The sequence below is a fragment of the Mesoflavibacter sp. CH_XMU1404-2 genome (genome assembly GCF_037029465.1).
Classification (GTDB): domain Bacteria; phylum Bacteroidota; class Bacteroidia; order Flavobacteriales; family Flavobacteriaceae; genus Mesoflavibacter.
Genome location: NZ_JAYMEM010000026.1, coordinates 592,612 through 618,687, shown reverse-complemented (window position 1 = coordinate 618,687; position 26,076 = coordinate 592,612). Strand labels below are relative to the sequence as shown.

Below are 26,076 nucleotides of genomic sequence, written 5' to 3'. Positions count from 1 at the left end.
TAGCTAATTAGCGTTTTGACGTTAACAAAAGATAATTAATAAAAATTATTTGTTTTTTGTGACAATACGCTTTCTTATTCTGCTTAATGAAACAGGAGTTATTCCTAATAGGTTAGCAATGTGCTTGTTAGGGATTCTATTTATTATATCTGGATGGGTTTTTATAAACTCTAAATACCTTTCTTCTGGAGATAATAGGACAAATGAGTCTACACGTTTTAATAAATCTTTTAAAATATTATGTAGAAAAAATTTTCTGTTGGCTTCTAACTTTGGATTACTATCAATAAGTTTTTGGAGTACATCATAATCCATATATATTACTTCGGTAGGTTCAAAAGCTTCAAAATAAAACTCAGATGGTTTATTGAAAAATATGATATCTGGACTTGCGATTACTTGGTTTTCATATCTAATTAAAGTAGTAATTTCATCACCTTTATCATTGACTTTGTAAGTTCTAACTAATCCTTTTTTAATTAAGAAAATTTCTTTTTTTATTTCTCCTTCTTTAATTAAAAATTCACCTGGTAAAAATGACTTGGTTTTAGCAGATTTGATTAAAATTTGTATATCAGATAACGTTAGGTTTTTACCTAATTTGTAAAGTGCTTTTATTTTTTCGAAATCTGTGAGTTTCATTTTTATGTTGAATATATTATTTCAATAAAAAGCTTTTTAATTCCTCATAAGAGCTAATTTTCGTAGCCTTTTTCTTTTTATCCATGACGCTTAAAATTTGTGGAGGTAATTCTATATTTTCTTTAATTACATCTTCCACAACATCTAAAAACTTGGTTGGATGTGCTGTTTCTAAAAAGACACAATGCGCGTTTGGATTACTCTTTAAATACTCTTTACAACCTAAATAACCAACAGCACCATGTGGATCTGCAATATAGTTACAGTCGTTATACATTTCTTTTAAGGCTTCACGAGTTTCTTCATCTGTATAGCTGTAAGAAGTTAGGTTGTTTTTTAATTCGTTAAAATCTTGATTATAAATTTCTTGAATACGAATAAAATTACTCGGATTACCAACATCCATTGCGTTACTGATGGTTTGAACAGACGGTTTTGGTTGATATTTTTTAGTTTGTAAATACTCAGTCACGACATTATTAGCATTATTAGAAGCTATAAAATGCTTGATTGGTAAGCCTAATTGTTGCGCCATCATACCAGCACAGATATTACCAAAATTGCCACTTGGTACAGAAAACACAATGTCTTTATGTGTGTTGTGTAATTGTTTGTAAGCAAAAAAGAAATAAAACATTTGCGGTAACCAACGCGCAACATTTATTGAATTTGCTGAAGTTAATTGCATTTTAGAGGTTAGTTTTTCATCTAAAAATGCACGTTTTACCATGTCTTGACAATCATCAAAAACACCATTTACTTCTAAAGCTCTAATATTTTTACCAAGTGTAGTTAATTGTTTTTCTTGGATATCGCTTACTTTTCCGCTAGGATAGAGGATAACTACATTTACGCCTTTTACACCTAAAAACCCATTAGCAACAGCGCCACCAGTATCTCCAGAAGTAGCAACTAAAACTGTAACTTCGTTTGTGTTTTCTTTATTGAAATAACCTAAGCAACGTGCCATAAAACGAGCGCCAACATCTTTAAACGCCATAGTTGGACCATGAAATAATTCTAATGTTGAAATATTCTCATTTAGTTTTTCAATAGGAAAATCGAAAGACAATGTTTCTTTAACAATTCGTTTAAGTTCAGCTTCAGGAATTTCTGGACTTACAAATTGTTTAATGGCTTCAAAAGCAATTTCAGAATGTGAAAGGTTGTCAATATTATCAAAAAAGGATTGTGGTAGAGGTATTATTTTTTCAGGAAAATAAAGTCCTTTGTCTGGTGCTAATCCTTTTAAAACTGCATTTTCAAAGGTAGTAATTGGAGCTTTTTTATTTAAAGAGTAGTATTTCATATTGATGTCTTTCCTTAAAGGAATTAATTTATTTAACAATTTTGGATTCCGCATCAAGTGCGGAATGACAAGGATTTTTGTTTTGATTGTCATTCTGCGCTACGACGCAGAATCTACTAATACTTCCAATCTACAGATAAATCTTTCCATTCTTTATTTTCTTTTTCTATTAAATCTATTTTCCATTGTCTATTCCAGTTTTTCAATTGTTTTTCTCTTTTTAATGCATCATTTACATACTGAAAATCTTCAAAATACATTAATTTGTTTACGTTGTATTTTGCAGTAAATCCAGAAACTAATTTATTTTTATGTTCAAACATTCTTCTTTCTAAATCATTAGTTACACCAATATACAGTGTTCCATTTTTCTTACTTGAAAGTAAATAAACATAATATTGATAGTAGTTTCCTTTCAATGATTTTATAAAATTTTTATGCCTTCAGTATTAATTTTACACATGTAAGTATTAAAACTGATATCTGTTTCTGAATAGACGTTTTGTATAGCTTTTTCAACGTTTTTAGCAATTTGCTCACCTTTACTTAAAGTAAAAATTGAAGGTCCTGAACCAGAAATACCTGTACCTAAACCGCCAGCTTTTGTTGCAGCATTTTTTACATCGTCAAAACAAGGAATAAGCTTGCTTCTGTATGGTTCTACAATTTCATCTTTTAAAGATTGACTTAACAAATCATAATCGTTAGTATGTAAAGCGTGTACCAAACTACCTACATTTGCCCATTGATGTATTGCATGTTGTAAATCTACTTTTTTAGGTAAAATGGCTCTAGCTTCAGCAGTTTTTACTTCGATTTGCGGATGAATAATTGTTGCATATAAATCAGATGGCGTTGGTAACGACAGTACTTGTAAAGGTTGTGTGCTTTTTACCAAAGTAAAGCCACCAAAAATTGCAGGAGCAATGTTATCTGCATGCTCACAACCACTTGCAACAGCTTCACCTTTCATAGCAAATTGGGTTAATTGTGTTGCATTGTATGGTTTGCCTAATAATTGATTAATTGCAAAAACAACACCTGATGCGCTTGCAGAACTGCTACCAATACCACTTCCAGGTTTTATTTTTTTATAGATTTCTATCTCAAAACCACAATCTGGTTTTGCGTGATTATAAATAGCCAAAGCAGCAACTCCGGCAACATTTTTTTCAACGTCAAAAGGAAGATTTGCACCTTCTATTTTTGTGATTTTAATGCCTTTTTCTTCAGATTTTCTGATAATCATTTCATCACCAATGTAATCCAAACAAAACCCGAGGACATCAAATCCGCAAGAGACATTAGCAACTGTAGCAGGAGAGAATATTTTAATTTGATTATTCATACTTTTTTAGTTAAGTCATGCAGAGCTTGTCGAAGCATCATCATTTAGATTCTTCACTTCGTTCTGAATGACAAAAAATTATTTACTTCCAATTTTGATAATATCTGCAAATAATCCAGATGCAGTTACATCTGCACCAGCACCAGCACCTTTTACAATTAAAGGTTGTTCTGGGTAACGCTGTGTATGGAACATAACAATATTATCTTTACCTTCTAAATTATAAAATGGGTGACCTTCTGGGATTTCTTGTAAGCCAACAGATGCTTTACCATTTTTATATTCAGCAACATATTTGAGTTGGCAATTATTCGCTTTCGCGGAAGCGTATAACTTTTGAAAATGAGCTTCGTCTTCAATTAATGTTTCATAAAAATCATCTACAGAGCCGCTTTCTAGATTCTTTTGGGTTAAAAATGATTTGTTTTTAATGTCTTCAATTTCCATTTCAACACCATTTTCACGTGCAAGAATTAGTATTTTTCTAGCCACATCAATGCCACTTAAATCAATACGCGGATCTGGTTCTGTATAACCTTCAAATTGCGCTTGTTTTACAGTATCATGGAAGTTTTTCTTATCACTAAAATTGTTGAACACAAAATTTAAACTACCAGATAAAACGGCTTTAATACTTATCACTTTATCACCAGAAGCAACTAAATTACTTAAGGTGTTTATGATTGGTAATCCTGCGCCAACGTTAGTTTCGTATAAAAATGGAGCATTATATTTTAAAGATAAATCTTGTAGTTTTTTGTAGTTAGCAAATGCACTAGAGCACGCTATTTTACTACACGCAACAACTGCAACGCTTTGTTTTAGGTATTTTTCATAGATATTTGCGACATCTTCATTTGCGGTAACGTCTACAAAAATACTGTTTCGTAAATTAAGCTCGACAACCTTTTGGTAAAACCCTTCTATACTAGATTTTTCTGCATAATGAAACAGTGAAGCCCAATCATTTAAATCAATTCCTTCAGGTTTAAATACCATTTTACGTGAGTTGGATAAACCAACAATCTTAACATCAAGTTTAAGGTTTTTCTTTAGGTAACTGCGTTGTTGTTTGATTTGCTCAATCAGTTTTTCGCCAACATTTCCAACGCCAGTAATAAATACATTAAGCTGTTTAGTGTTGCTTTCAAAAAAACGTTCATGTAAAGCGTTTAATGCTTTTTTTACATCTTTTTCTGAAACAACAGCAGATATATTTTTTTCTGAAGCACCTTGTGCAATTGCACGAATATTAATATTGTTTTTACCTAAAGTACTAAACATTTTTCCGCTAATTCCTTGATGACTTTTCATGTTATCACCAACTAAAGCGATTATAGATAGGTCTTTTTCAATCTCTATTTGATTTATTTTATGAAGCGAAATTTCATAATCAAAAGCAGTATCAATAGCTTTTTTGGCACGTTCAGCATCCGATTTATCAATTCCGAAGCAAATAGAATGCTCTGAAGAGGCTTGTGTTATAAAAATCACATTGATTTTTTCATTAGCAAGGACTTCAAATAAACGTTTTGAAAATCCAGGAATACCAATCATTCCGCTACCTTCAAGTGTAAGTAACGCAACGTCGTTAATATTACTTATACCTTTGACTGTTAAGTTTTTTTCGTTGTCTTGTCTTGAAATTACTGTACCAAAAGCTTCAGGATCAAATGTGTTTTTGATGTGAATTGGGATGTCTAAATCTAAAACGGGTTGTACTGTTGGCGGATATAAGACTTTAGCTCCAAAATGCGATAATTCCATAGCTTCCTGATAGGATAAATTATCAATCGGGAATGCTTGTTTTACCATTTTTGGATTGGTGGTGTACATACCACTTACATCTGTCCAAATCTCTAATTGATCCACTTTTAACGCAGCAGCGATAATAGCAGCAGTAAAATCTGATCCACCACGACCTAAAGTTGTTGGTTCGCCAGAAGTAGATTTTGCAACAAAACCAGGTAAAATGGTAATTTGTTTTGGTGTTTTGAAATAGGACTTGATGTTTTTGTTAGTCGCTTCAAAATTAACTTGAGCACGTGTAAAATTATCATCGGTTACAATTAACTCTTGGCTATTTTTTAGTTCAGCATCAAAACCTTGATTTTTAATGGTTTCAGCAATGATAGTAGAGGATAAGCGCTCACCAAAACTAACTAGTTTATCAGAGGTTTTTGACGATAATTCGTTTATCAAATAAATACCATTCAATAATTCTTTTAACTGATTAAGTTTATCTTCTACAACAGTTTTTATAGATTTACTTGTTTTTGGTAGTAATTCGTTTAAAACATTAAAGTGAATATCTTTAATAGTTTCAAATTCCTTTAAATATTTTTCATCTTTATTTTTAGCTAACAGTCCTGCGTTTAGCAATTTATCTGTAATGCCACCAATTGCAGAAACCACGCAAATAACGGTGTCTTCTTGCGATTTAGCTTTTAAAATGGCTATAACTTTATTTATGTTTTGACTAGAACCGACTGAGGTTCCTCCAAATTTTAAAACTTTCATTTAGTTTGTATGTAATTGATTGAAAATTGTAGTTTTTATAAACTACCTTAAACGGAAGATATATAGAAGCATAACCCTAACGGGTCATTGTCATTAAAAAGGTAATAATAAAAGAAGTTGTTTTCATCTTATAGCTTCTATACTTACCAAATGTATTACATTTACCTTAATAAACAAACCTAAGTTTGATTTTTGATGAATTAATAATTTTATGCTTTAATTTTATTAATAATGAAACTTAAAATGAATGTTATAATAAACTTTTATAGATGAAAATATTTTCGAAAGAGCAGATTTATGAAGGAGATGCTTTAACCGCTAAAAAACAAAATATAAGTTCTACCGATTTAATGGAACGAGCAGGGACGCAAATTTTTAATTGGTTACACATGCGTATGCATGGTGCACAAGTACCAATACATGTATTTTGTGGTATTGGTAATAACGGTGGTGATGGATTGGTTTTAGCAAGGCATTTAATCACGCATGGTTATAATGTAAAAACGTATATAGTTAATTACAGTACGTCACGATCTAAAGATTTTTTAATTAATTATGATCGCATAAAAAATACTACAAAAGATTGGCCAACTTTATTAAATGAAGATAGCGAATTACCAGAAATTGAAGAAAGAGATATCATTGTAGATGCTATTTTTGGTATTGGTTTAAACAGACCTGTTGCTAGTTGGGTTGTAACTATTTTTAATCATTTTAGAGTAACAAAAGCTTTTGTGTTGTCAGTAGACATTCCGTCAGGATTACAAACAAATGCAGTGCCAACAACACCAACCGAAGTTGTTAATGCAGGATATACATTAAGTTTTCAGTCTCCTAAATTAGTTTTTTTCTTACCAGAAACTGCTAAATATACAGTACAATGGGAAGTGTTAGATATAGGAATAGATCCAGAATTTTTATATACGACACCAACAGAAGCAGACTTAATTGGTAAGAATGAAGTCTTAACAATATACAAGCCAAGAGAAAAATATAGTCATAAAGGTACTTTTGGTCACGCTTTAATTATTGGAGGTAGTTATGGTAAAATAGGAGCAATTAACTTGGCAGGCAGAGGCGCGTTGAGTGCAGGCGCAGGTAAAGTAACAGCATTTACACCAAAATGTGGATATATTCCTTTACAAGGTGCATTTCCTGAGTTGATGTTAATTACAGATAAAGATGAAGAAAAGCTTACCGAGATTAATTTTGATATAAACGCAAATGTTATAGCTTTTGGAGTAGGAGCAGGAACAAACGAAGCGTCTATAGATGCTTTTGAAGCTTTCTTAAAATCAAATAAAAAACCTTTAGTCATTGATGCAGATGGTATAAATATGTTAGCAAAAAGAACGTCTTTATTAAAATTATTACCAGAAAGACAAACTATATTAACACCACATCCAAAAGAATTAGAACGATTAGTTGGAACTTGGAAAGATGATTTTGATAAATTAGAAAAAACTAAAGCTTTTAGTAAAAAACATAAGTGTATAGTTGTAATAAAAGGAGCAAACACAATAACCGTAGCCGAAGATAAATTATATGTTAATGTTACGGGTAATCCAGGATTAGCAACAGCAGGAACAGGAGATGTTTTAACAGGTATAATTGCTGGTATGATTGCCCAAGGTTATGATTTGTTATCAGCAACTGTATTTGCAGTTTATTTACATGGTAAAGCTGCAGATTTATTAGTAGACGAGTTAGGTTACCAAAGTTTTATTGCTACACATGTAGTAGAAGGAATACCGTTAGCATATCTGGATTTATTTAAAAAGCCAGAACAATCTCAAGTAGAAGAAGAGGATGATGATGAACAAGATTAAATGAAAAAAGCGAGCTAAACAGCTCGCTTTTATATTTTCTAAATATGTGTAAACTACATATTTTCTAATCCATTAAGATATTCTTTTAACTTAGGGCTAGAAGGTCTTTTAGCATCTGCATCTACAACATTACCTTCAGGATCTAATAATAAAAATCTTGGTATAGAATTAATTTTAAAACCTTGAATAAAATCTGCTTTCCATCCTGCGTCAGATAATAATTGTATTCCACCTAACTCTTTATCAGCAACCATTTTTATCCATCCTTCTCTTGCTGCTTCAGCATCATTTTTATAACCTCTTCCATCATCTACAGATATACTAACAAATTGGATGTTTTTATCATGCATATCTTTTTCTAATTCTTTTAAATAAGGAATTTCTCTAATACATGGTCCACACCAAGTAGCCCAAACATCTATATAAGTGTATTTTCCTTTTAAGTCTGCTAAAGTTGTTTTTCCTCCTTTAACATTTTCAAAATTAAAATCAGGTGATGGCTTTCCTATTAAATCAGCAAACTGCTTAGCTCTAGCTTCTGCTTGCATTTTTTGTTGTTTGTAAGCTCTAGTAATACCAGGTGTAAATTGCTCTATAGCAGATTTTTCGTTAGCTAATAATAATGAGTCTAATCCAGTTTCTCTTTCTGCTATAAAATCATTTAATTTTTGTTGAATTTTTTCAACCTCTTCATTAAATGCGTCTTCTTCATAGTCAAACATTCCTGGTTTAATAAGGTTTTCTTGCATTAATGCTTTTTCTGCTAAATAGTTTGAGTCTTCAGAACCATTACCTGAAAATTTAATACTTTCGTCAAACTCTTTAGTATTCAAAGTCATGTTTATATCTGCACCATTTTTTAAGTATAATGTAGATTGTTCATTACCGTCAAAAAACATGTAAACACCAGTTTCTACTTTTAAAGTGTCTTTAAAAGTACCATCTTCATTAACTTTAATGGTTTTGTTATAGTTTCTTCCCTGAACGACTAAAGAATCACTATTTGGATTTTCTATTTTCCCAGAAAAAGTTACATAATCTTTCGGTTCTTGTTTGCAGGCTATTATGGCTAATCCTGCTAAGCACATTAAAACTTTCTTCATTATTGATAATTTAATTTTACATCAAAAATAAGAGATTATTTTGAGGATTTGTTATTTTGATGAATTATTAACAAAAACTTGCAGAATTTATCTCAAATTCTGACTTTTGGGACGCAATAAAAAAAGACCATGAGTTCAATTCATTATATATCATCTCAGCCATTAGATTTGGCAACCATTCAATCTATAATTTTAGAAGAAAAGCAATTACAATTATCAAACGAAGCTATTGATAAAATTGAAAATTGTCGTGCTTATTTAGATGAAAAATTAAAAGCAGAAACCAAACCAATTTACGGTATAAATACTGGTTTTGGCTCGTTATATAATGTTAAAATTGACAAAGAAAACTTAACTAAATTACAAGAAAACTTAGTGATGTCTCACGCTTGCGGAACAGGAGATATTGTACCTAATGAAGTCGTCAAGTTAATGCTATTACTAAAAATACAATCTTTAAGTTATGGGCATTCAGGCGTGCAATTACAAACTGTACAACGTTTAATAGCATTTTTTAATAATGATATTTTACCAGTAATTTATACTCAAGGATCTTTAGGAGCTTCGGGTGATTTAGCGCCTTTAGCACACTTAGCTTTACCTTTAATAGGAAAAGGAAAAGTATGGTATAAAGATGCTGTTTTAGAAGCTGAAGATTTAAATACTTACTTTAAATGGGATGCTATTAAATTAATGTCTAAAGAAGGTTTGGCACTATTAAATGGAACACAATTTATGAGTGCTTACGGTGTCTTCTTGTTATTGAAATCTTACAAACTATCTTATTTAGCAGATTTAATAGGAAGTGTATCTTTAGAAGCTTTTGATGGAAGAATAGAGCCTTTTAATGAACTAATACATTTAGTGAGACCACATAACGGACAATTAAAAACAGCCGAAAGAGTAAGAGAGTTTTTAGAAGGAAGCGAAATTATAAGTCAAGAAAAACAACACGTACAAGATCCGTATAGCTTTAGATGCATACCTCAAGTACACGGCGCAACAAAAGATACTTTAGCATTTGTAGAAAAGACTTTTGTAACCGAGATAAATTCGGTGACCGATAATCCAAATATTTTTGCAAGTGAAGATGAAATCATTTCAGGCGGAAACTTTCATGGTCAACCTTTAGCTTTAGCATTAGATTATTTAAAAATTGCAATGTCAGAATTAGGAAATATTTCTGAAAGACGTGTATTTCAATTAGTGTCAGGATTGCGTGGTTTACCAGCATTTTTAGTAGATAATCCAGGTTTAAATAGTGGGTTTATGATTCCGCAATACACAGCAGCAAGTATAGTTAGTGCTAATAAACAATTGGCAAGTCCAGCAAGTATTGATAGTATTGTGTCAAGTAACGGACAAGAAGATCATGTAAGTATGGGTGCAAATGCTGCAACACAAGCATATAGATTAATAGATAATGTAGAGCGTGTTTTGGCAATAGAATTGTTTAACGCATCACAAGCTATTCACTTTAGAGAACCATTAAAATCATCAGAATTTATAGAGCTGTTTTTACAAAGTTATAGGGTAGAAGTGCCATTTGTAAAAGAAGATGAAATTTTACATGATGATATTGAAATGTCAATTCAGTTTATTAAGAATTTAGGTGTAGATAGTTCGGAATTATTTAACTAAGTTACTTTTTGTGATTTCTACATAATGTTTTGCCCAATTTACAGCAACTTCTAAAGAATCAAAAACTTCAAACTTTTTTTGATAAAACATCTTTTCAAGTTCTGTATTTCGCTTTTTAATTTCTTCGGTAGTTACAACGCCAAATCCTAAAAGTGATTCAAATTGAGAGCATATTACATATATGCTTGGGTCTACAGCGTAAGAATAAATTCTGTTAGAGATGTAGACGTAAGGATTGTTTTTATAATACTTTAATATAATGTCTAAAAGTATATTGTTCTTTTCTTGATCTACAGTAACACCTTCATAAATTGTACTAATTAGATAGGTGTCATAAAACTCTAACTTACAGAAGTCAAGTTCTAATATCATTTTGGGAGCTATTAATCAGTTTGATTACAATAATAGAAAAAATATTTGTCTATTAAGCTGATTTAAAAAAATAAAATTAACATTTTATTAAGAAAATTAAAAATGAACTTTAGCTGTTTATTTGGTCATTTTGTAGAACAGTATTTGCCCATTTAATACCATGTTCTAAAGTGTCAAAAATTTCAAAAGGAATGTTAATAAAAAGACTTTCTATTTCAGCATTTCTAGCTGAAAGTGATGTGGATATAACACCAAAACCCTTAAGATTTTCCATGTCATTTATGTAAGTATATTTAGTAACATCTACGGAGTAAGAATTTTTTCTATGTGTTAAGTATACAAATGGTGTCTCTTTAAAATAATCTAAACATGTTTGCGTAATCATTTGACTAACATCGTGGTCAATATGCACACCTTCATTTATGACAGCTATTGCTATTTGTCCTTTAAATTCAAGAGTGCAAAAATCTAATGTGATTATTTTTGACATGTTGGTTGCTATTAAACTCTTATTAAATATATAAAAAAAACCTGTTAATCTTACAATTAACAGGCATTTTTAGTATTAAAGTTTAATTTTTTACTTAGCTTCTTCTGAAGATTGTATAGAAATAACAATTTCATTAGAGTCTTTATCTAAGTCCATAACTATTTTGTCTCCTTCTTTTAGCTTTGAAGTAATTATTTCTTCAGCTAAAGCATCTTCTATATATTTTTGAATAGCTCTTTTTAACGGTCTAGCGCCATATTGCTTATCAAAACCTTTCTCTGCAATAAATGTTTTTGCAGCCTTAGTAAGTTTTAATTTGTAACCTAAACCGTCAATGCGCATTAATAATTTTTCTAATTCAATATCAATAATTTTATTGATATCTTCTTGTTCTAAAGCGTTAAATACTATAACGTCATCAATTCTATTTAAGAACTCAGGAGCAAACGATTTCTTTAGTGCATTTTCAATAACACTTCTTGCATTTGCATCTTCTTGAGCTTTTTGAGAAGATGTACCAAAACCTATACCTGTACCAAAATCTTTTAATTTTCTGGCACCAATATTAGATGTCATGATAATGATAGTGTTTCTAAAGTCAATTTTTCTGCCTAAACTATCCGTTAAATAACCATCATCTAATACTTGAAGTAACATATTAAATACATCTGGATGTGCTTTTTCAATTTCATCTAAAAGAACTACAGAATAAGGTTTACGTCTAACTTTTTCGGTAAGTTGTCCACCTTCTTCATATCCAACGTATCCTGGAGGTGCACCAATCAATCTAGAAATAGCGAATTTTTCCATGTATTCACTCATATCTATTCTAATTAATGACTCTTCACTATCAAATAATTGCTTAGAAAGCACTTTAGCTAATTGTGTTTTACCAACACCTGTTTGTCCTAAAAATATAAATGACCCAATTGGCTTATTTGGATCTTTTAATCCAGCACGGTTACGTTGTATTGCTTTAACAACCTTAGCAACAGCATCGTCTTGACCAATCACTTTTCCTTTAATTAGTTCTGGTAATTGAGCTAATTTATTGCTTTCTGTTTGTGCTATTCTGTTAACAGGAACGCCTGTCATCATAGAAATAACATCAGCAACATTATCTTCTGTTACGGTCTCGCGATGTAATTTGGTTTCTTCTTCCCATTTTTCTTGAGCTATTGCTAAATCCTTTTCAAGACGTTTTTCGTCATCACGTAATCTAGCCGCTTCTTCGTATTTCTGTTTTTTAACAACAGAATTTTTAGTTTCTCTAACTTCTTCTAGTTTTTTCTCTAATTCTAGAATTTGTTTAGGAACATCAATATTAGTTATATGAACACGAGAGCCAGCTTCATCTAAAGCATCAATAGCTTTGTCTGGTAAGAAACGATCTGTCATATATCTATTGGTTAACTTAACACAAGCTTCAATAGCTTCATCTGTATATTCTACATTGTGATGATCTTCGTATTTAGCTTTAATATTGTTAAGAATTTGAATAGTTTCTTCTACTGTTGTTGGTTCTACTATTACTTTTTGAAAACGACGCTCTAAAGCACCATCTTTCTCAATGTATTGTCTATACTCGTCTAGAGTAGTTGCACCTATACATTGAATTTCGCCACGTGCTAATGCAGGTTTGAACATGTTCGAAGCGTCTAAACTTCCTGTTGCGCCACCAGCACCAACAATGGTATGAATTTCATCTATAAAAAGTATAACGTCATCATTCTTTTCAAGTTCATTCATTACCGCTTTCATACGCTCTTCAAACTGTCCACGGTATTTCGTGCCTGCAACTAAGCTAGCAAGGTCTAAAGTAACTACACGTTTATTAAATAGTATTCTAGATACTTTTTTACTTACAATTCTGTTAGCTAAACCTTCTGCAATTGCAGACTTACCAACACCAGGTTCTCCAATTAATAGAGGATTGTTCTTTTTACGACGTGATAAGATTTGAGATACTCTTTCAATCTCTTTTTCACGTCCAACTACTGGATCTAATTTTCCTTCTTCTGCCATAGCAGTCAAATCGCGACCAAAATTATCTAAAACCGGAGTTTTTGATTTTTTGTTGCTTTTTGATGAAGGCGAATTAAATATATCTTTTGATGCATCGTCTTGTTGTGCATCGTCATCAGGAAATTCAGCTTTTGGACTTCCTGTGATGTCTTCAAAATTGTCGTCGTTTGTAATCATTGACTTAAATTGTTCTTTTACATTATCATAGTCTACTTTAAGCTTATTTAAAAGCTTTGTAGTAGGATCATTTTCGTTTCTTAAAATACATAATAAAAGATGCGCCGTATTTATTGATGTACTTTGAAAAAGTTTAGCTTCTAAAAAAGTAGTCTTTAATGCGCGTTCTGCTTGTCGCGTCAAATGCAAGTTTTTCTTTTCATTAGAAGTTATTGAGGTATTTGGGTTTGCAGGGCTTAATATTTCTACTTTTCGCCTTAGATGGTTTAAATCTATATCTAACGCGTTTAAAATATTTATAGCCTTACCATTTCCGTCTCTTAAAAGACCAAGCATTAGATGTTCTGTACCTATAAAGTCATGCCCTAAACGAAGAGCTTCTTCTTTACTGTAGGCTATTACATCTTTTACTCTTGGTGAAAAATTATCATCCATATTAAATTCCTTTCTGCTTTAAAAATAGTAAACATAATTAGTAATGGCAAAAACTATACCTTAAATAATATGTTAATTGTTTATGGTTTGAAAGTAAGAATAATCTCCAAATAAACAGGTATTAAGTTATTAACTAAAAAACAGGCTAAAATTGTTAATAAAAATCGTTAAAAAAACCAAGTAAAAGGCTTACCATTACTAACGAAAGTTTTATATTAGCGTGTTTTGAAATAATGAACATAACAAATTAAATTATATATGGCAGAAGGAGAAAAACTCATTCCGATTAACATTGAAGATGAAATGAAATCGGCTTACATTGATTATTCAATGTCAGTCATTGTGTCACGTGCTTTACCAGATGTAAGAGATGGTTTAAAACCAGTACACAGACGTGTACTTTACGGTATGCATGAATTAGGTGTTAGATCTAACACGGCGCATAAAAAATCTGCAAGAATAGTTGGAGAAGTTTTAGGTAAGTATCACCCACATGGTGATACCTCAGTATACGATACAATGGTGCGTATGGCTCAAGAATGGAGTCTACGTTATATGTTAATTGATGGTCAAGGTAACTTTGGTTCTGTAGATGGAGATAGTCCAGCAGCAATGCGTTATACAGAAGCGCGTATGCGCAAGATATCTGAAGACATGTTGGCAGATATCGATAAAGAAACTGTAGACCACAAGTTAAACTTCGATGATACTTTAGAAGAACCAACCGTTTTACCAACACGTATTCCTGGTTTATTAATTAACGGTGCTTCTGGTATTGCAGTAGGTATGGCAACAAATATGCCACCACATAATTTAACAGAAGTTGTAGACGGTACAGTTGCGTATATAGATAATAACGACATTGAAGTTGATGAGTTAATGCAGCACATCAAAGCTCCAGATTTTCCAACAGGAGGAACAATCTATGGCTATGATGGTGTAAAAGAAGCATTTCATACAGGTCGCGGACGTATTGTTATGCGTGGTAAGGCGAATGTAGAAGAAGTTAACGGAAGAGAATGTATTGTTGTTACAGAAATACCTTATCAAGTTAACAAAGCAGATATGATTAAAAAGACTGCTGATTTAGTTAACGATAAAAAATTAGAAGGAATTTCTACAATTCGTGATGAGTCTGACCGTAACGGAATGCGTATCGTTTACGTGCTTAAACGTGATGCAATACCAAACATCGTATTAAATAAGTTATATAAATACACAGCTTTACAATCATCTTTTAGTGTAAATAATATTGCATTAGTAAACGGTAGACCAGAGCTTTTAAACCTAAAAGACTTAATCTATCACTTTGTAGAGCATAGACATGATGTTGTAGTAAGACGTACTAAATATGAATTACGCAAAGCAGAAGAGCGTGCACATATCTTAGAAGGTTTAATTATAGCTTCAGATAATATAGATGAAGTTATTACAATCATTAGAGCATCTTCTAATGCAGATGAAGCAAGACAAAAATTAATGGATCGCTTTGAGCTTTCAGAGATTCAAGCTAAAGCTATTGTAGATATGCGTCTTCGTCAGTTAACAGGTCTTGAACAAGATAAACTTCGTAGTGAATATGAAGAAATTATCAAGACTATTGCTGATTTAAAAGATATTTTAGACAAGAAAGAGCGTCGTATGGACATTATCAAAGAAGAACTTATCGAAGTAAAAGATAAGTATGGTGATGAGCGTCGTTCTACAATAGAATATGCAGGAGGCGATTTAAGTATTGAAGATATGATTCCAGATGAGCAAGTAGTAATTACTATTTCTCATGCAGGATATATCAAACGTACATCTTTAACTGAGTACAAAACACAAAATAGAGGTGGTGTTGGACAAAAAGCTTCAACAACAAGAAATGAAGACTTTTTAGAGCATTTATTTGTTGGAACAAACCACCAGTATATGTTATTCTTTACTCAAAAAGGAAAATGTTTCTGGATGCGTGTTTACGAAATCCCTGAAGGTTCAAGAACATCTAAAGGTAGAGCAATTCAAAACCTAATTAATATTGAGCAAGATGACAAAGTAATGGCGTTTATCTGTACTCAAGACCTGAAAGATGAGGATTACATTAACTCTCACTATGTCATAATGGCAACAAAACAAGGTCAGGTTAAGAAAACAGCTTTAGAGCAATATTCTAGACCACGTACAAATGGTATCAATGCAATTACTATTAAAGATAATGATGAGTTACTAGAAGCAAAGCTAACAACTGGTAACAGCCAAGTAATGCTTGCATTAAAGTCTGGTAAAGCTATTCGTTTTGAAGAAGCAAAAACACGACCAATGGGACGTAATGCTTCAGGAGTAAGAGGAATTACTTTAGGAACTAAAGATGATGAAGTAATAGGCATGGTAACTATAGAAAATCCTCAAGAAGAAACAGTTTTAGTTGTTTCAGAAAACGGTTATGGTAAACGTACATTTATTGACGATCCAGAAGATGGAGAGGCAGTTTACCGTATCACAAATAGAGGAGGAAAAGGAGTTAAAACTATTTCAATTACAGAAAAAACAGGAAGCTTAGTAGCTATTAAGAGCGTAACAGATTCTGATGACTTAATGATTATCAATAAGTCTGGAATTGCAATTCGTTTAGCAGTAGAAAACTTAAGAACAATGGGTAGAGCTACTCAAGGTGTTAAGTTAATCAACTTAAAAGGAAATGATTCTATTGCAGCTGTTGCTAAAGTAATGAAAGATGAAGATGAAGAAGAATTAGATATTGAAAACTTAGAGGATACGGCAAATACAGAAGCTGGCACAACTCTTGATACTAATGAAGAAGAATAAATAATTTATAAAAATTAAAACACAAACTAAAAATGAAAAAACAAGTAATAATTGCTTTAGCATTATTTGTATCTGTTTTCACTTTTGCACAAAAAAAAGAAGTTAAAGCATTAGAAAAAGCAGTAAAAAAAGATAATTACGCAGAAGCTAAAGCTTTAGCAACGCAATTAGATTCACAAGTGTCTGCTATGGATGATAATTTAAAAGAAGATTATTACCTAGCAGCAGCACAAGCATACTATGCTAATGGGACATCAAATAATGTTGATACAAAAAAGGCTATTGAGAATGTGCTTAAAGTAGGTTCTGAAGGTACTGAGTTTAAAAGAGTTCTAGAAAATGATTTATTAACTAAAGCTAATAATTTCTATTCTGAGAAAAAATTTAATCAAGCAGCAGAGATTTTTAAAATGATGTATGCTGTTAATCCTGATGCTCAAGATTATTTATATTATACTGCAGTTAGCTACATAGGTGCTCAGGATTTTGATAACGCTTTAGAATCATATTTAGAGTTAGATAAATTAGGATACACAGGTGTTCAAACAGAATATTATGCTACTAACAAAGCAAGTGGTGAAGAAGAAGTTCTTGCAAAGAATGTAAGAGATAATTATGTTAGATTAGGAACACATGAAAAGCCAGGAGAAAGACAAACAGAATCTAGAGCTTCGGAAATAACAAGAAACATAGCATTAATATATATTAACAAAGGTGAAAAAGATAAAGCTTTAGCTGCTATAGAAAAAGCTAAACAAGAAAATCCTGATGATGTTAATTTATTAATAAATGAAGCAAATATTTACTTTGAGATGGGAGAAGAAAAAAAGTTTCAGTCAATTTTACAAAAAGCTATTGAAAAAGAGCCTAATAATGCAGATTTGCACTATAATGTTGGTGTAATTTATATGAATAATAAAGAAATTGAAAAGGCAAGAGAATCTTTTGATAATGTAATGAGGTTAGATCCAACTAATGCCAATGCTGCTTTAAATTTATCAACATCGTATCTTGAAGAAGGAAACTCTTTAGTAGAACAAATGAACTCTTTAGGTAATAGTAGAGCAGATGACTTAAAATACGAAGAGCTTAAGAAGAAAAAGGCTTCTTTATTTGAGCAAGCAGCTCAAACTTTAGTTGACTTTAAAAACAATAATTCTAAAGTTCCAAATTCAATTTTAGAGCAGTTAAAGAATATTTACAATGCTTTAGGTGAGACTGCTAAAGCAAAAGCTATAACAGAAGAATTAGAAGGTAACTAACTTATCTTTATATAAAAGCACTAAAAAAGCCTCCTATTCAGGAGGCTTTTTTAGTTATATTATCTTTTTAATGACCCTAAGTTTGTGTGTATGCATGCGCCTTTCAGCATTATAGATACCAGAATGATCTAAACGATCAATCCTAACTTTTCCATGAGCATGAATAATATAATTATCTTGCATTATTATTCCAACGTGGATTATTTGACCTTCATTATTATCAAAAAACGCTAAATCTCCAGGCTCACTTTCTTCAATAAAACTTAAAGCTTCGCCTTGTGTTGCTTGTTGTGAAGCGTCGCGTAATAACTTATAACCATTAAGCTTATAAACCATTTGAGTAAAACCACTACAATCTATACCAAAAGGTGTTTTTCCGCCCCAAAGATATGGAGCGTTTAAGTATTTAAAAGCAGTTTCAATTAAATGGCTTTTAGGTTGTTTGTTTTCAACAAAAAGACCTTCATATTTATGATTTAATAAACTTGTTCCGTTAATACAAGATCCTAATACAATAGTGTTTAGTTGCTCGTGTTCATCTTGGATAAACTCTACTAAATCTGTTGTGGTTTTTAAAGGCTGATTGTTTAAGTCGGTATAATTTTCTTCTGTAATTTCTAAATATTGTTTGTTATCAATCCAACCTTCATATTTATCGAAAGCTAGTCTGATTTTACTCCATTTTTTTCGTTGCTCTAAAACTTTAAAAACATCACCATATATGACTTGTGAAACCATTTCACTTGTGTCTGATGCTTCTAATCTTAAAGGAACAATGCTTAAATTACAAATTCCGTATTGCATTATTTGAATTTACTGACGTTGTAAGACTAAAGCAGATGCGCCACCGCCACCATTACAGATAGCTGCTGCACCAATTTTTGCGTCATTTTGTTCTAATACATTTAATAAAGTGATTAGTATTCTTACACCAGAACAGCCTAACGGATGACCTAAAGATACTGCGCCACCATTAACGTTTACTTTGTCGTCAGATAAACCTAAAATCTTCATGTTTGCTAATCCTACAACAGAAAATGCTTCGTTAAATTCGAAAAAGTCAACATCTTCTAATTTTATTCCTGCTTTATCTAATGCTTTTGGTAGTGCTTTTGCAGGAGCAGTAGTAAACCATTTTGGCTCTTGTGCAGCATCAGCGTATGATTTAATAGTAGCTAAAGGCGTTAAGCCTAATTCTTTTGCTTTATCTGCACTCATTAAAACCATTGCGCCAGCACCATCATTTATTGTAGAAGCGTTAGCAGCTGTTACAGTTCCTTCTTTTGTAAAAGCAGGACGTAATGCCGGTATCTTTTCAATTTTTACATTTGTATATTCTTCGTCTTTAGAGACAACTATTGGTTCTCCGCGACGTTGAGGTACTTCTACAGGAACGACTTCATTATCAAATTTTCCTGCATCCCAAGCTGCTGCAGATCTTGTGTAGGACTGTATAGCAAATGCGTCTTGATCTTCTCTTGAAAAATTATATTCGGTAGCACAATCATCAGCGCAAACACCCATTGCATTTTGGTCGTAAGCATCTACTAAACCATCTTTTTGCATACCATCAATTAAACTTGCTGGACCAAATTTAGTACCTGTTCTTGCGTGTAAATAATGAGGAATCAAACTCATATTCTCCATACCACCAGCAACAACTATTTCTGTGTCACCTAAAGCAATACTTTGTGCGGCTTGCATAACTGCTTTCATACCAGAAGAGCAAACTTTATTAACAGTTGTACATGGTACGGTATCTGGTATACCAGCATAAATAGCTGCTTGTCTTGCTGGTGCTTGTCCAGTACCAGCTTGTACTACATTACCCATTAAAACTTCATCAACTAATTCTGGTTTTAAATTAATTTTATCTAATGCACCTTTTATAGCTACAGCACCTAACTTAGGAGCAGGTATAGTACTTAAAGCACCTAAAAAACTACCTATTGGCGTTCTTGCAGCCGAGACAATTACAACTTCTTTACTCATATATTTGTTTGTTTTTATTCTGTCCACGAAATTACTAATTTTTTAATAAAATTTAGACCATTCTGTGCATTATAACTAATCAAAACTGTATTTATTTATTACATTTGAAAAACTACAGTTTATTGTATGAACAACAACATAAATATTTTTTACAAAAACCATTCTAACATATATAAAGTATTACTATTTATAGCTACTACTTTTTTAATTGTGTTTTTATTTCCTAAAAGTGGTCGTTTTAAATATAACTTTGAAAAAGGAAAACCTTGGCAAACCGAAAATCTTTACGCACCTTTTAACTTTGCAATAAAGAAAAACCAGGCTGAAATAGATAAAGAAAAAGATCTTTTAAAAAGTCAATCTACAGCATATTTTAATAGAGATGCAAAAGTAAAACCTACTGTTTTTAATGCTTTTGAAAAATCTTTCAGCAATGTTTTTTCAGATTCAATTCATAATTATAATCTTTTAAAAGAAAAAAGTAGTCAAATTTTAGATGAATTTTATGAATTTGGAATTTTAAGTGAAAATATCAAGTTAAACCCTGAAAAAACAGTAATTATACTTGAAAATAATGTTGAAAAAGAAACAACAAATTTTAAAAGTCTTTTTAATCAATCTGAAGTAAAATCTACTGTTGAAAATGAACTAAAAGATGTGTTTACTTCTAAAGAAATCAACTCGATTATAGCGCTGTTTTTCAATATTATAAAACCAAACTTGACTTATGATAAAACCTTAACAGAAAATGTTTTAAATGAGGCTTTGCAATCCATTTCTGTTAATAGAGGAATGATTGAAAAAGAGACATTAATCATTTCAAAAGGTGAAATTGTTAACGATAATAAATATCAAATATTAACCTCTTTAGTTAATGAATATGAGTCTAAAGACTGGACTAAATCCAACTATTATTGGATAGTTTTTGCATATACATTATTAGTTGCTTTAGCCTTATTAATGCTGCTATTATTTATAAGAAAGTATAGAATTGATGTGTATAACAATAACACAAAAGTTACTTTCATTTTCTTCAACATTCTAGTTGTAGTTTTACTAACCACTTTAGTAGTAAGTTATAAATCAGAATATGTTTACATTGTGCCAATAGCCATCTTACCGTTAGTTTTAAAGGCGTTTTTCGATGCAAGATTAGGTCTTTTTTCTCATGTTGTTACAGTATTATTGTTGGGTTCAATAGTACCTAATAGTTATGAGTATATGTTTTTGCAAATTATTGCAGGAATCGTAACCATATTAACGGTGTCAGAGCTTTATAAAAGAGCTAATTTATTCATTTCTGTTGGTCAAATTACACTAATTTATATCATTGCTTATTTTGCATTTTTTGTAATACATGAAGCAAGTGTAGAAAATATACATACACAAACTTTTGTTCTTTTTATACTTTGCGGTTTAGCTACGCTATTTGTGCAACCCTTAATTTATATTTATGAAAAGCTTTTTGGATTAGTTTCCGATGTGTCTTTGCTCGAGCTATCAGATACAAACTCGAAGCTTCTTAAAGAACTTTCAAATAAAGCACCAGGTACTTTTCATCATTCATTAAACGTTGCTAATTTAGCTGAAGCTTCTGCAAATGAAATTAATGCAAATGCTATGTTGGTTAGAGTAGGAGCTTTATACCATGACATTGGAAAAATGAAAAATCCAACTTATTTCACTGAAAATCAATCTTCAGGAATTAATAGTCATGACGAGTTATCTCCAAAAGAAAGTGCTCAAATTATAATAAATCACGTCATTAACGGCATTGAAATAGCTAAGAAAAATAACTTACCAGACAGAGTAATTGATTTTATAAGAACACATCACGGAACAAGTCAGGTATATTATTTCTATATGAAAGAAAAAGCTAACAACGAAGATGTTAATATTGAAGAATTTACCTACCCTGGACCAAAACCATTTAGTAAGGAAACAGCAATACTTATGATGTGTGATAGTGTAGAGGCAGCATCTAAAAGTTTAAAAGAACCTACCTCTGCAAAGATTGATAATTTTGTAGAAAACATCATAAATAAACAAAAAGACGAAGGTCAATTTTTAAATGCAGATATTACATTTAAAGAAATCGAAGCTATTAAAAAAGTGCTAAAACGCAAGTTAGCAAACATTTACCATTTAAGAATTGAGTATCCGGAATAAAATTTCAAAAAAATCAGTAAAATTGTTGTGTTCTATAAGATGAAATCTTACATTTGCATCCGCAATTTTATTGCAAAGTTCATTACATTAAATAGGAGAGGTGGCAGAGTGGTAATGCAGCAGCCTGCTAAGCTGTCATCCTTCGGGATGCCCGGGTTCGAATCCCGGTCTCTCCGCAAAAAACGATAACCATTTCGGGGTGTAGCGTAGCCCGGTCATCGCGCCTGCTTTGGGAGCAGGAGGTCGCAGGTTCGAATCCTGCCACCCCGACATTTTATCGGTCGCGTAGCTCAGTTGGATAGAGCATCTGCCTTCTAAGCAGACGGTCACAGGTTCGAATCCTGTCGCGATCACTAGAAGCACATTCAATGTGTGTCAAAACCTTGCAAACTATATGATTTGCAAGGTTTTCTAGTTTTTAGGGCATCATAAAATTTGATAAAATTTAATATCTTATGGTCGCTAATCGGTCAACAAATAAATGTTCAAAAAGTGTTGACCGAATAAGATGTAAAAAACTGTAATTCAAGTAGTTGATTTGACTTTCGTCTTTGAGTAATGTTTAACTAAAAGACGACAATTATGAGAACTCGGTCAACATTTTCCCTTCTATTTTGGGTTAACACTTCACGATTAAATAACAACCAGGTACCGGTTTATGCTAGAGTAACTGTAAACGGTAAAAGAGTTAACATCAGTTTAAAGCGAAAAGTCATTTTATCCGAATGGGATTCTGCAAAGAGCAAACTAAAAGGCAGCAACCAAGAAGCCAAATTATTTAATAGATTTTTAGAACAAGTTCGTAGCCAAATTTACTTGGCTTACGAACAACTATTGAGCGAAAACAAGCTTATAAATGCTCAAGCTATTAAAGCTCGATATTTAGGGGAAGACGAACAACACAGAAGTTTACTAGAGCTTTTCGAATACCACAATACCACTATGAGCAAAAATCTTCACAAAGACACAATGAGGCACTACAAGACAACTCAAAATTACTTGAAATCCTTTTTGTCTAAAAAAATCAAAACAGACAATATCTACTTATCAAATTTAGACTATTCTTTTATTGTAGATTTTGAATACTATTTAAAAGCACACGAACCCACAGACCACCAACGAAAAATCAGTAATAATACTGCAATGAAACATTTACAGAGGTTGCGTAAAATGCTTACTATGGCATACCATTTAGAATGGATAGACAGAGATCCTTTTGTAAGGTTTAAGAGTTCTTTTGAAAAGAGAGAAAGAGAGTTCCTTTCTGAAAGTGAATTATTGAAATTAGAAAACTTTCACAGTCCTGTTAATAGACTAAACATAGTTAAAGATTTATTTGTATTTAGTTGCTATACTGGTATTTCTTATATAGATCTAAATAATCTTACCAGAGATAATATTGTTAAAGGTATTGATGGTAACGACTGGTTAATTACTAAAAGGCAGAAAACAAAGACTAATGTAAAAATCCCACTTCTAGATAAGGCATTAGAGCTAGTTTTTAAATATGAAAACCATCCAAGAGTTGTTGCGAATAATGGAATACTTCCTAGATTATCTAATCAAAGGATAAACGCTTATTTAAAAGAAATAGCAGATTTATGCAAAATCAAAAAGAACCTAACTTTTCACATCGCTAGACACACTTTTGCAACTACAGTAACTTTAAGTAACGGCGTTCCCATAGAAACGGTTTCAAAATTATTAGGTCATACAAAAATTGCAACTACTCAAATTTATGCAAGAGTTATTGAAAGAAAAGTAAGTGAAGATATTAATGCTTTAAAGATTAAGATGATTAATAAAAACAATCAAAAGATTCATTCTAAATCAAAATAAAATAATACAGTATATTTGAGTACAAAATCTACTCAAAATGTATCCACAATCTTCAATAAAAAGTCTTACAATAGTTGACTTGGTCGAAATTATTGGTGATATACCACAAGAAGAAAATGGATTACATGTTCATTTATCAAAAAATAAGTTTAAAGAAATTCCTATAGGTTATCCTTTTAGAGGTAATTCTTATGCTTTTTTACTAGTAGTTAAGGGAAGTTTAAAAATCCAATTAAATCTACTGAGATATACTATAAAAAATTCAGAGATAATAGTTATAAATCCACAAACGGTTACTCATATTCAAGAAATGAGCAAAAATCTTGAAATAGCAACTATTAGCTTTAATGTTGATTTTATATTGAGAAACTCAATTAACAAAAATGATATTGATACTTTAGACTTTTTTACGGCAAATAGTATCCCCAAGTTAAAATTATCTAAGGAGGATTTAAAAACGTTTATTTCTGTTTCAAAAATTTTAGAAAAAAATAATCGACTTGGAAAAAATAACCCATATAATAATGAGATAATAACTCATAGTTTTAACTTATTAATGTATCATTACGCTTCATTATTAAAGATACAGTTTCCTAATCTAGAAGCAAATTTAACAAGACAGGAAAAATTAGCACTTCGTTTTTTGAAATTGTTAAATGAAAATTTTAAACAAGAACGAACAGTTCAATTTTATGCAGATATTTTATGTTTAACACCAGGTTATTTGTCTAAGATTTTAAAAATTATTTCAAAAAAAACAGCAAGTCAATTAATTGATGAAGCGGTAATAATGGAGGCAAAACTACTGTTAAAAAATCAAACCTTATCAATCTCGGAAGTTGCAAACGAGCTTCAATTTAGTGACCAATCTTTCTTTGGTAAATATTTCAAAAAACACACGGGTTACTCACCTTCTAAGTTCAGAGAGATTAAGTTTAAAAGTTAAGTTTTGACCAACAAACTTCCTTAATAGTGCATTTTTTTTATTTTTTTTAATAAAAATAACTGATTTTGACCAATTTTCCCCTTTTGTAGACCTGTTGTAATTATATCAATAATAGGACTTTTGTAACCTATTATTATAAAATTATAGCAATAAATATGAAGCAAATTATCACCTTTACAACTTTGGCTTTATTATTAGTAGGTTGTTCAGAAAAAAAGGAAACTGTAAAAGAAGTTGTGATTCCCAAGGTCACTGTTAAAAAAATTCAGTCAACAGTAGAAAAGGAATCCCTAACATATAGCGGAACCATTGAAGCAGACAACACAGTATCTTTAGGTTTCTCAGTTCCTGGCAGAATTTCAAAAGTTTATGTGCAAGAGGGTCAAAAAGTAAAAAAAGGGCAGTTACTAGCCTCAATAGACCAAACTACTTATAAAAATGCATTTGATATTGCAAATGCTGGTTTAGAACAAGCAAATGATAACTTCAAAAGATTAAATAGTTTATTTCAAAAAGGGAGCTTGCCAGAACGTGATTTTATTGCAGTTAAAGTGGCTGTAGCGCAAGCAAACGCAAACAAAAATTTAGCAGCAAAAAATTTAGCAGATACTAAACTTTATGCCCCTTTTTCTGGAATGATTACTGCTAAAATGACAGAAATAGGTGCTACAGCAGCGCCCGGTGTTCCTGCTTTTACTGTAATGAAAACAGATAAAGTATACGCTAAGGCTTCTATTACTGAATCTGAAATATCTAAACTCAAAATAGGTACAGACGCTAAAGTTGAAATCTCTTCATTAAATGAAACTTTTAATGGTAAAGTAGCTATTGTAAATCCAAGTGCAGATGCTGTAACCAGAACTTTTAATGTAAAAGTTCGCCTTGACAATAAGGAAGATAAACTATTACCAGGAATGATTAGTAATATAAAAATCAATACAGGTAATACTGTAGATGTTATTACAGTTCCTTCAGAAAGTATTATAAGAGATGCTAACAATATACTATATGTATTTGTCATAAAGGAAAATAAAGCCATTAAAAAAAGGGTGTCTCTTGGTGGTTTTAAAGGAAATGAAGTAATAGTTACCAAGGGCTTGTCAATAGGTGATTCGGTTGTAATCGCAGGAAACAAAAATTTAAAAGACGGGCAAACAGTGTCTCTATAA

General features: G+C 31.4%; 19 protein-coding genes and 3 tRNA genes. 11 read left to right on the top strand and 11 right to left on the bottom strand.

What is annotated here, in order from left to right; all coding sequences use genetic code 11:
* Window positions 1–45 precede the first annotated feature (45 nt).
* From WA327_RS11280 to thrA, 5 genes are all read right to left on the bottom strand, one after another.
* Window positions 46–642: a Crp/Fnr family transcriptional regulator gene (locus WA327_RS11280; protein WP_336069779.1), complete on the bottom strand. Its 597-nt coding sequence runs from the start codon at window positions 640–642 to the stop codon at window positions 46–48.
* Window positions 643–658: 16 nt separating this feature from the next.
* On the bottom strand, window positions 659–1,951 hold the full coding sequence (thrC, locus tag WA327_RS11275) for a threonine synthase (RefSeq protein ID WP_336069778.1): 1,293 nt from the start codon (window positions 1,949–1,951) through the stop codon (window positions 659–661).
* Between the two features lie 116 nt (window positions 1,952–2,067).
* The gene (locus WA327_RS11270) at window positions 2,068–2,370 is read right to left on the bottom strand and encodes a GIY-YIG nuclease family protein (protein WP_336069776.1); all 303 of its coding nucleotides are present in this window, start codon (window positions 2,368–2,370) and stop codon (window positions 2,068–2,070) included.
* 5 nt (window positions 2,371–2,375) lie between these two features.
* The gene (locus WA327_RS11265) at window positions 2,376–3,299 is read right to left on the bottom strand and encodes a homoserine kinase (RefSeq protein ID WP_336069774.1); all 924 of its coding nucleotides are present in this window, start codon (window positions 3,297–3,299) and stop codon (window positions 2,376–2,378) included.
* Between the two features lie 78 nt (window positions 3,300–3,377).
* Window positions 3,378–5,819 carry a bifunctional aspartate kinase/homoserine dehydrogenase I gene (thrA, locus tag WA327_RS11260; protein WP_336069772.1) on the bottom strand — a complete coding sequence of 814 codons (2,442 nt, stop codon included), beginning with the start codon at window positions 5,817–5,819 and terminating at the stop codon, window positions 3,378–3,380.
* Window positions 5,820–6,088: 269 nt separating this feature from the next.
* Here thrA and WA327_RS11255 point away from each other — a divergent pair, with 269 nt between their 5' ends.
* Entirely contained in the window at window positions 6,089–7,648 is a 1,560-nt protein-coding gene (locus tag WA327_RS11255) for an NAD(P)H-hydrate dehydratase (protein WP_336069769.1), read from the top strand.
* Between the two features lie 53 nt (window positions 7,649–7,701).
* On the opposite strand, the gene WA327_RS11250 is transcribed toward WA327_RS11255, so the two are convergent.
* Entirely contained in the window at window positions 7,702–8,751 is a 1,050-nt protein-coding gene (locus tag WA327_RS11250) for a TlpA disulfide reductase family protein (RefSeq protein ID WP_336069766.1), read from the bottom strand.
* Between the two features lie 129 nt (window positions 8,752–8,880).
* Between WA327_RS11250 and hutH the strand changes: the two genes are divergently transcribed.
* Window positions 8,881–10,392, top strand: a complete 1,512-nt coding sequence (hutH, locus tag WA327_RS11245; protein ID WP_336069764.1) for a histidine ammonia-lyase — start codon at window positions 8,881–8,883, stop codon at window positions 10,390–10,392.
* Here the strand turns inward: hutH and WA327_RS11240 are convergent.
* The 3 genes from WA327_RS11240 to WA327_RS11230 form a co-directional block, all read right to left on the bottom strand.
* Window positions 10,381–10,764, bottom strand: coding sequence for a hypothetical protein (locus tag WA327_RS11240; RefSeq protein ID WP_336069760.1), 384 nt, complete (start codon window positions 10,762–10,764; stop codon window positions 10,381–10,383). The two genes, hutH and WA327_RS11240, sit on opposite strands and share 12 nt — an antisense overlap.
* 109 nt (window positions 10,765–10,873) lie before the next feature.
* Window positions 10,874–11,254 carry a hypothetical protein gene (locus WA327_RS11235; RefSeq protein WP_336069758.1) on the bottom strand — a complete coding sequence of 127 codons (381 nt, stop codon included), beginning with the start codon at window positions 11,252–11,254 and terminating at the stop codon, window positions 10,874–10,876.
* Window positions 11,255–11,344: 90 nt separating this feature from the next.
* Window positions 11,345–13,891: an ATP-dependent Clp protease ATP-binding subunit gene (locus WA327_RS11230; protein ID WP_336069756.1), complete on the bottom strand. Its 2,547-nt coding sequence runs from the start codon at window positions 13,889–13,891 to the stop codon at window positions 11,345–11,347.
* Between the two features lie 258 nt (window positions 13,892–14,149).
* Between WA327_RS11230 and gyrA the strand changes: the two genes are divergently transcribed.
* Both gyrA and WA327_RS11220 read left to right on the top strand, forming a co-directional pair.
* Window positions 14,150–16,699, top strand: a complete 2,550-nt coding sequence (gene gyrA / locus WA327_RS11225; RefSeq protein ID WP_336069753.1) for a DNA gyrase subunit A — start codon at window positions 14,150–14,152, stop codon at window positions 16,697–16,699.
* Window positions 16,700–16,731: 32 nt separating this feature from the next.
* Window positions 16,732–17,961, top strand: coding sequence for a tetratricopeptide repeat protein (locus tag WA327_RS11220; protein ID WP_336069750.1), 1,230 nt, complete (start codon window positions 16,732–16,734; stop codon window positions 17,959–17,961).
* A 54-nt stretch (window positions 17,962–18,015) separates the two neighbouring features.
* On the opposite strand, the gene WA327_RS11215 is transcribed toward WA327_RS11220, so the two are convergent.
* A complete protein-coding gene (locus WA327_RS11215; RefSeq protein WP_336069748.1) occupies window positions 18,016–18,765 on the bottom strand; it encodes a C40 family peptidase in 750 nt (249 codons plus the stop codon).
* A 9-nt stretch (window positions 18,766–18,774) separates the two neighbouring features.
* On the bottom strand, window positions 18,775–19,953 hold the full coding sequence (locus WA327_RS11210; protein ID WP_336069746.1) for an acetyl-CoA C-acyltransferase: 1,179 nt from the start codon (window positions 19,951–19,953) through the stop codon (window positions 18,775–18,777).
* A 126-nt stretch (window positions 19,954–20,079) separates the two neighbouring features.
* On the opposite strand from WA327_RS11210, the gene WA327_RS11205 reads away from it, so the two are divergent.
* From WA327_RS11205 to WA327_RS11175, 7 genes are all read left to right on the top strand, one after another.
* Window positions 20,080–22,122, top strand: a complete 2,043-nt coding sequence (locus WA327_RS11205; protein ID WP_336069745.1) for an HDIG domain-containing metalloprotein — start codon at window positions 20,080–20,082, stop codon at window positions 22,120–22,122.
* A gap of 94 nt (window positions 22,123–22,216) precedes the next feature.
* A tRNA-Ser gene (locus WA327_RS11200) sits at window positions 22,217–22,298 on the top strand.
* Window positions 22,299–22,317: 19 nt separating this feature from the next.
* Window positions 22,318–22,392, top strand: a tRNA-Pro gene (locus WA327_RS11195).
* A gap of 9 nt (window positions 22,393–22,401) precedes the next feature.
* Window positions 22,402–22,475 (top strand) — tRNA-Arg (locus WA327_RS11190).
* Between the two features lie 229 nt (window positions 22,476–22,704).
* Window positions 22,705–23,961: a site-specific integrase gene (locus WA327_RS11185; RefSeq protein ID WP_336069744.1), complete on the top strand. Its 1,257-nt coding sequence runs from the start codon at window positions 22,705–22,707 to the stop codon at window positions 23,959–23,961.
* Window positions 23,962–23,998: 37 nt separating this feature from the next.
* Complete coding sequence (locus WA327_RS11180) at window positions 23,999–24,907, top strand: helix-turn-helix domain-containing protein (protein WP_336069743.1); 909 nt, start codon at window positions 23,999–24,001, stop codon at window positions 24,905–24,907.
* A 155-nt stretch (window positions 24,908–25,062) separates the two neighbouring features.
* Window positions 25,063–26,076, top strand: coding sequence for an efflux RND transporter periplasmic adaptor subunit (locus WA327_RS11175; protein ID WP_336069742.1), 1,014 nt, complete (start codon window positions 25,063–25,065; stop codon window positions 26,074–26,076).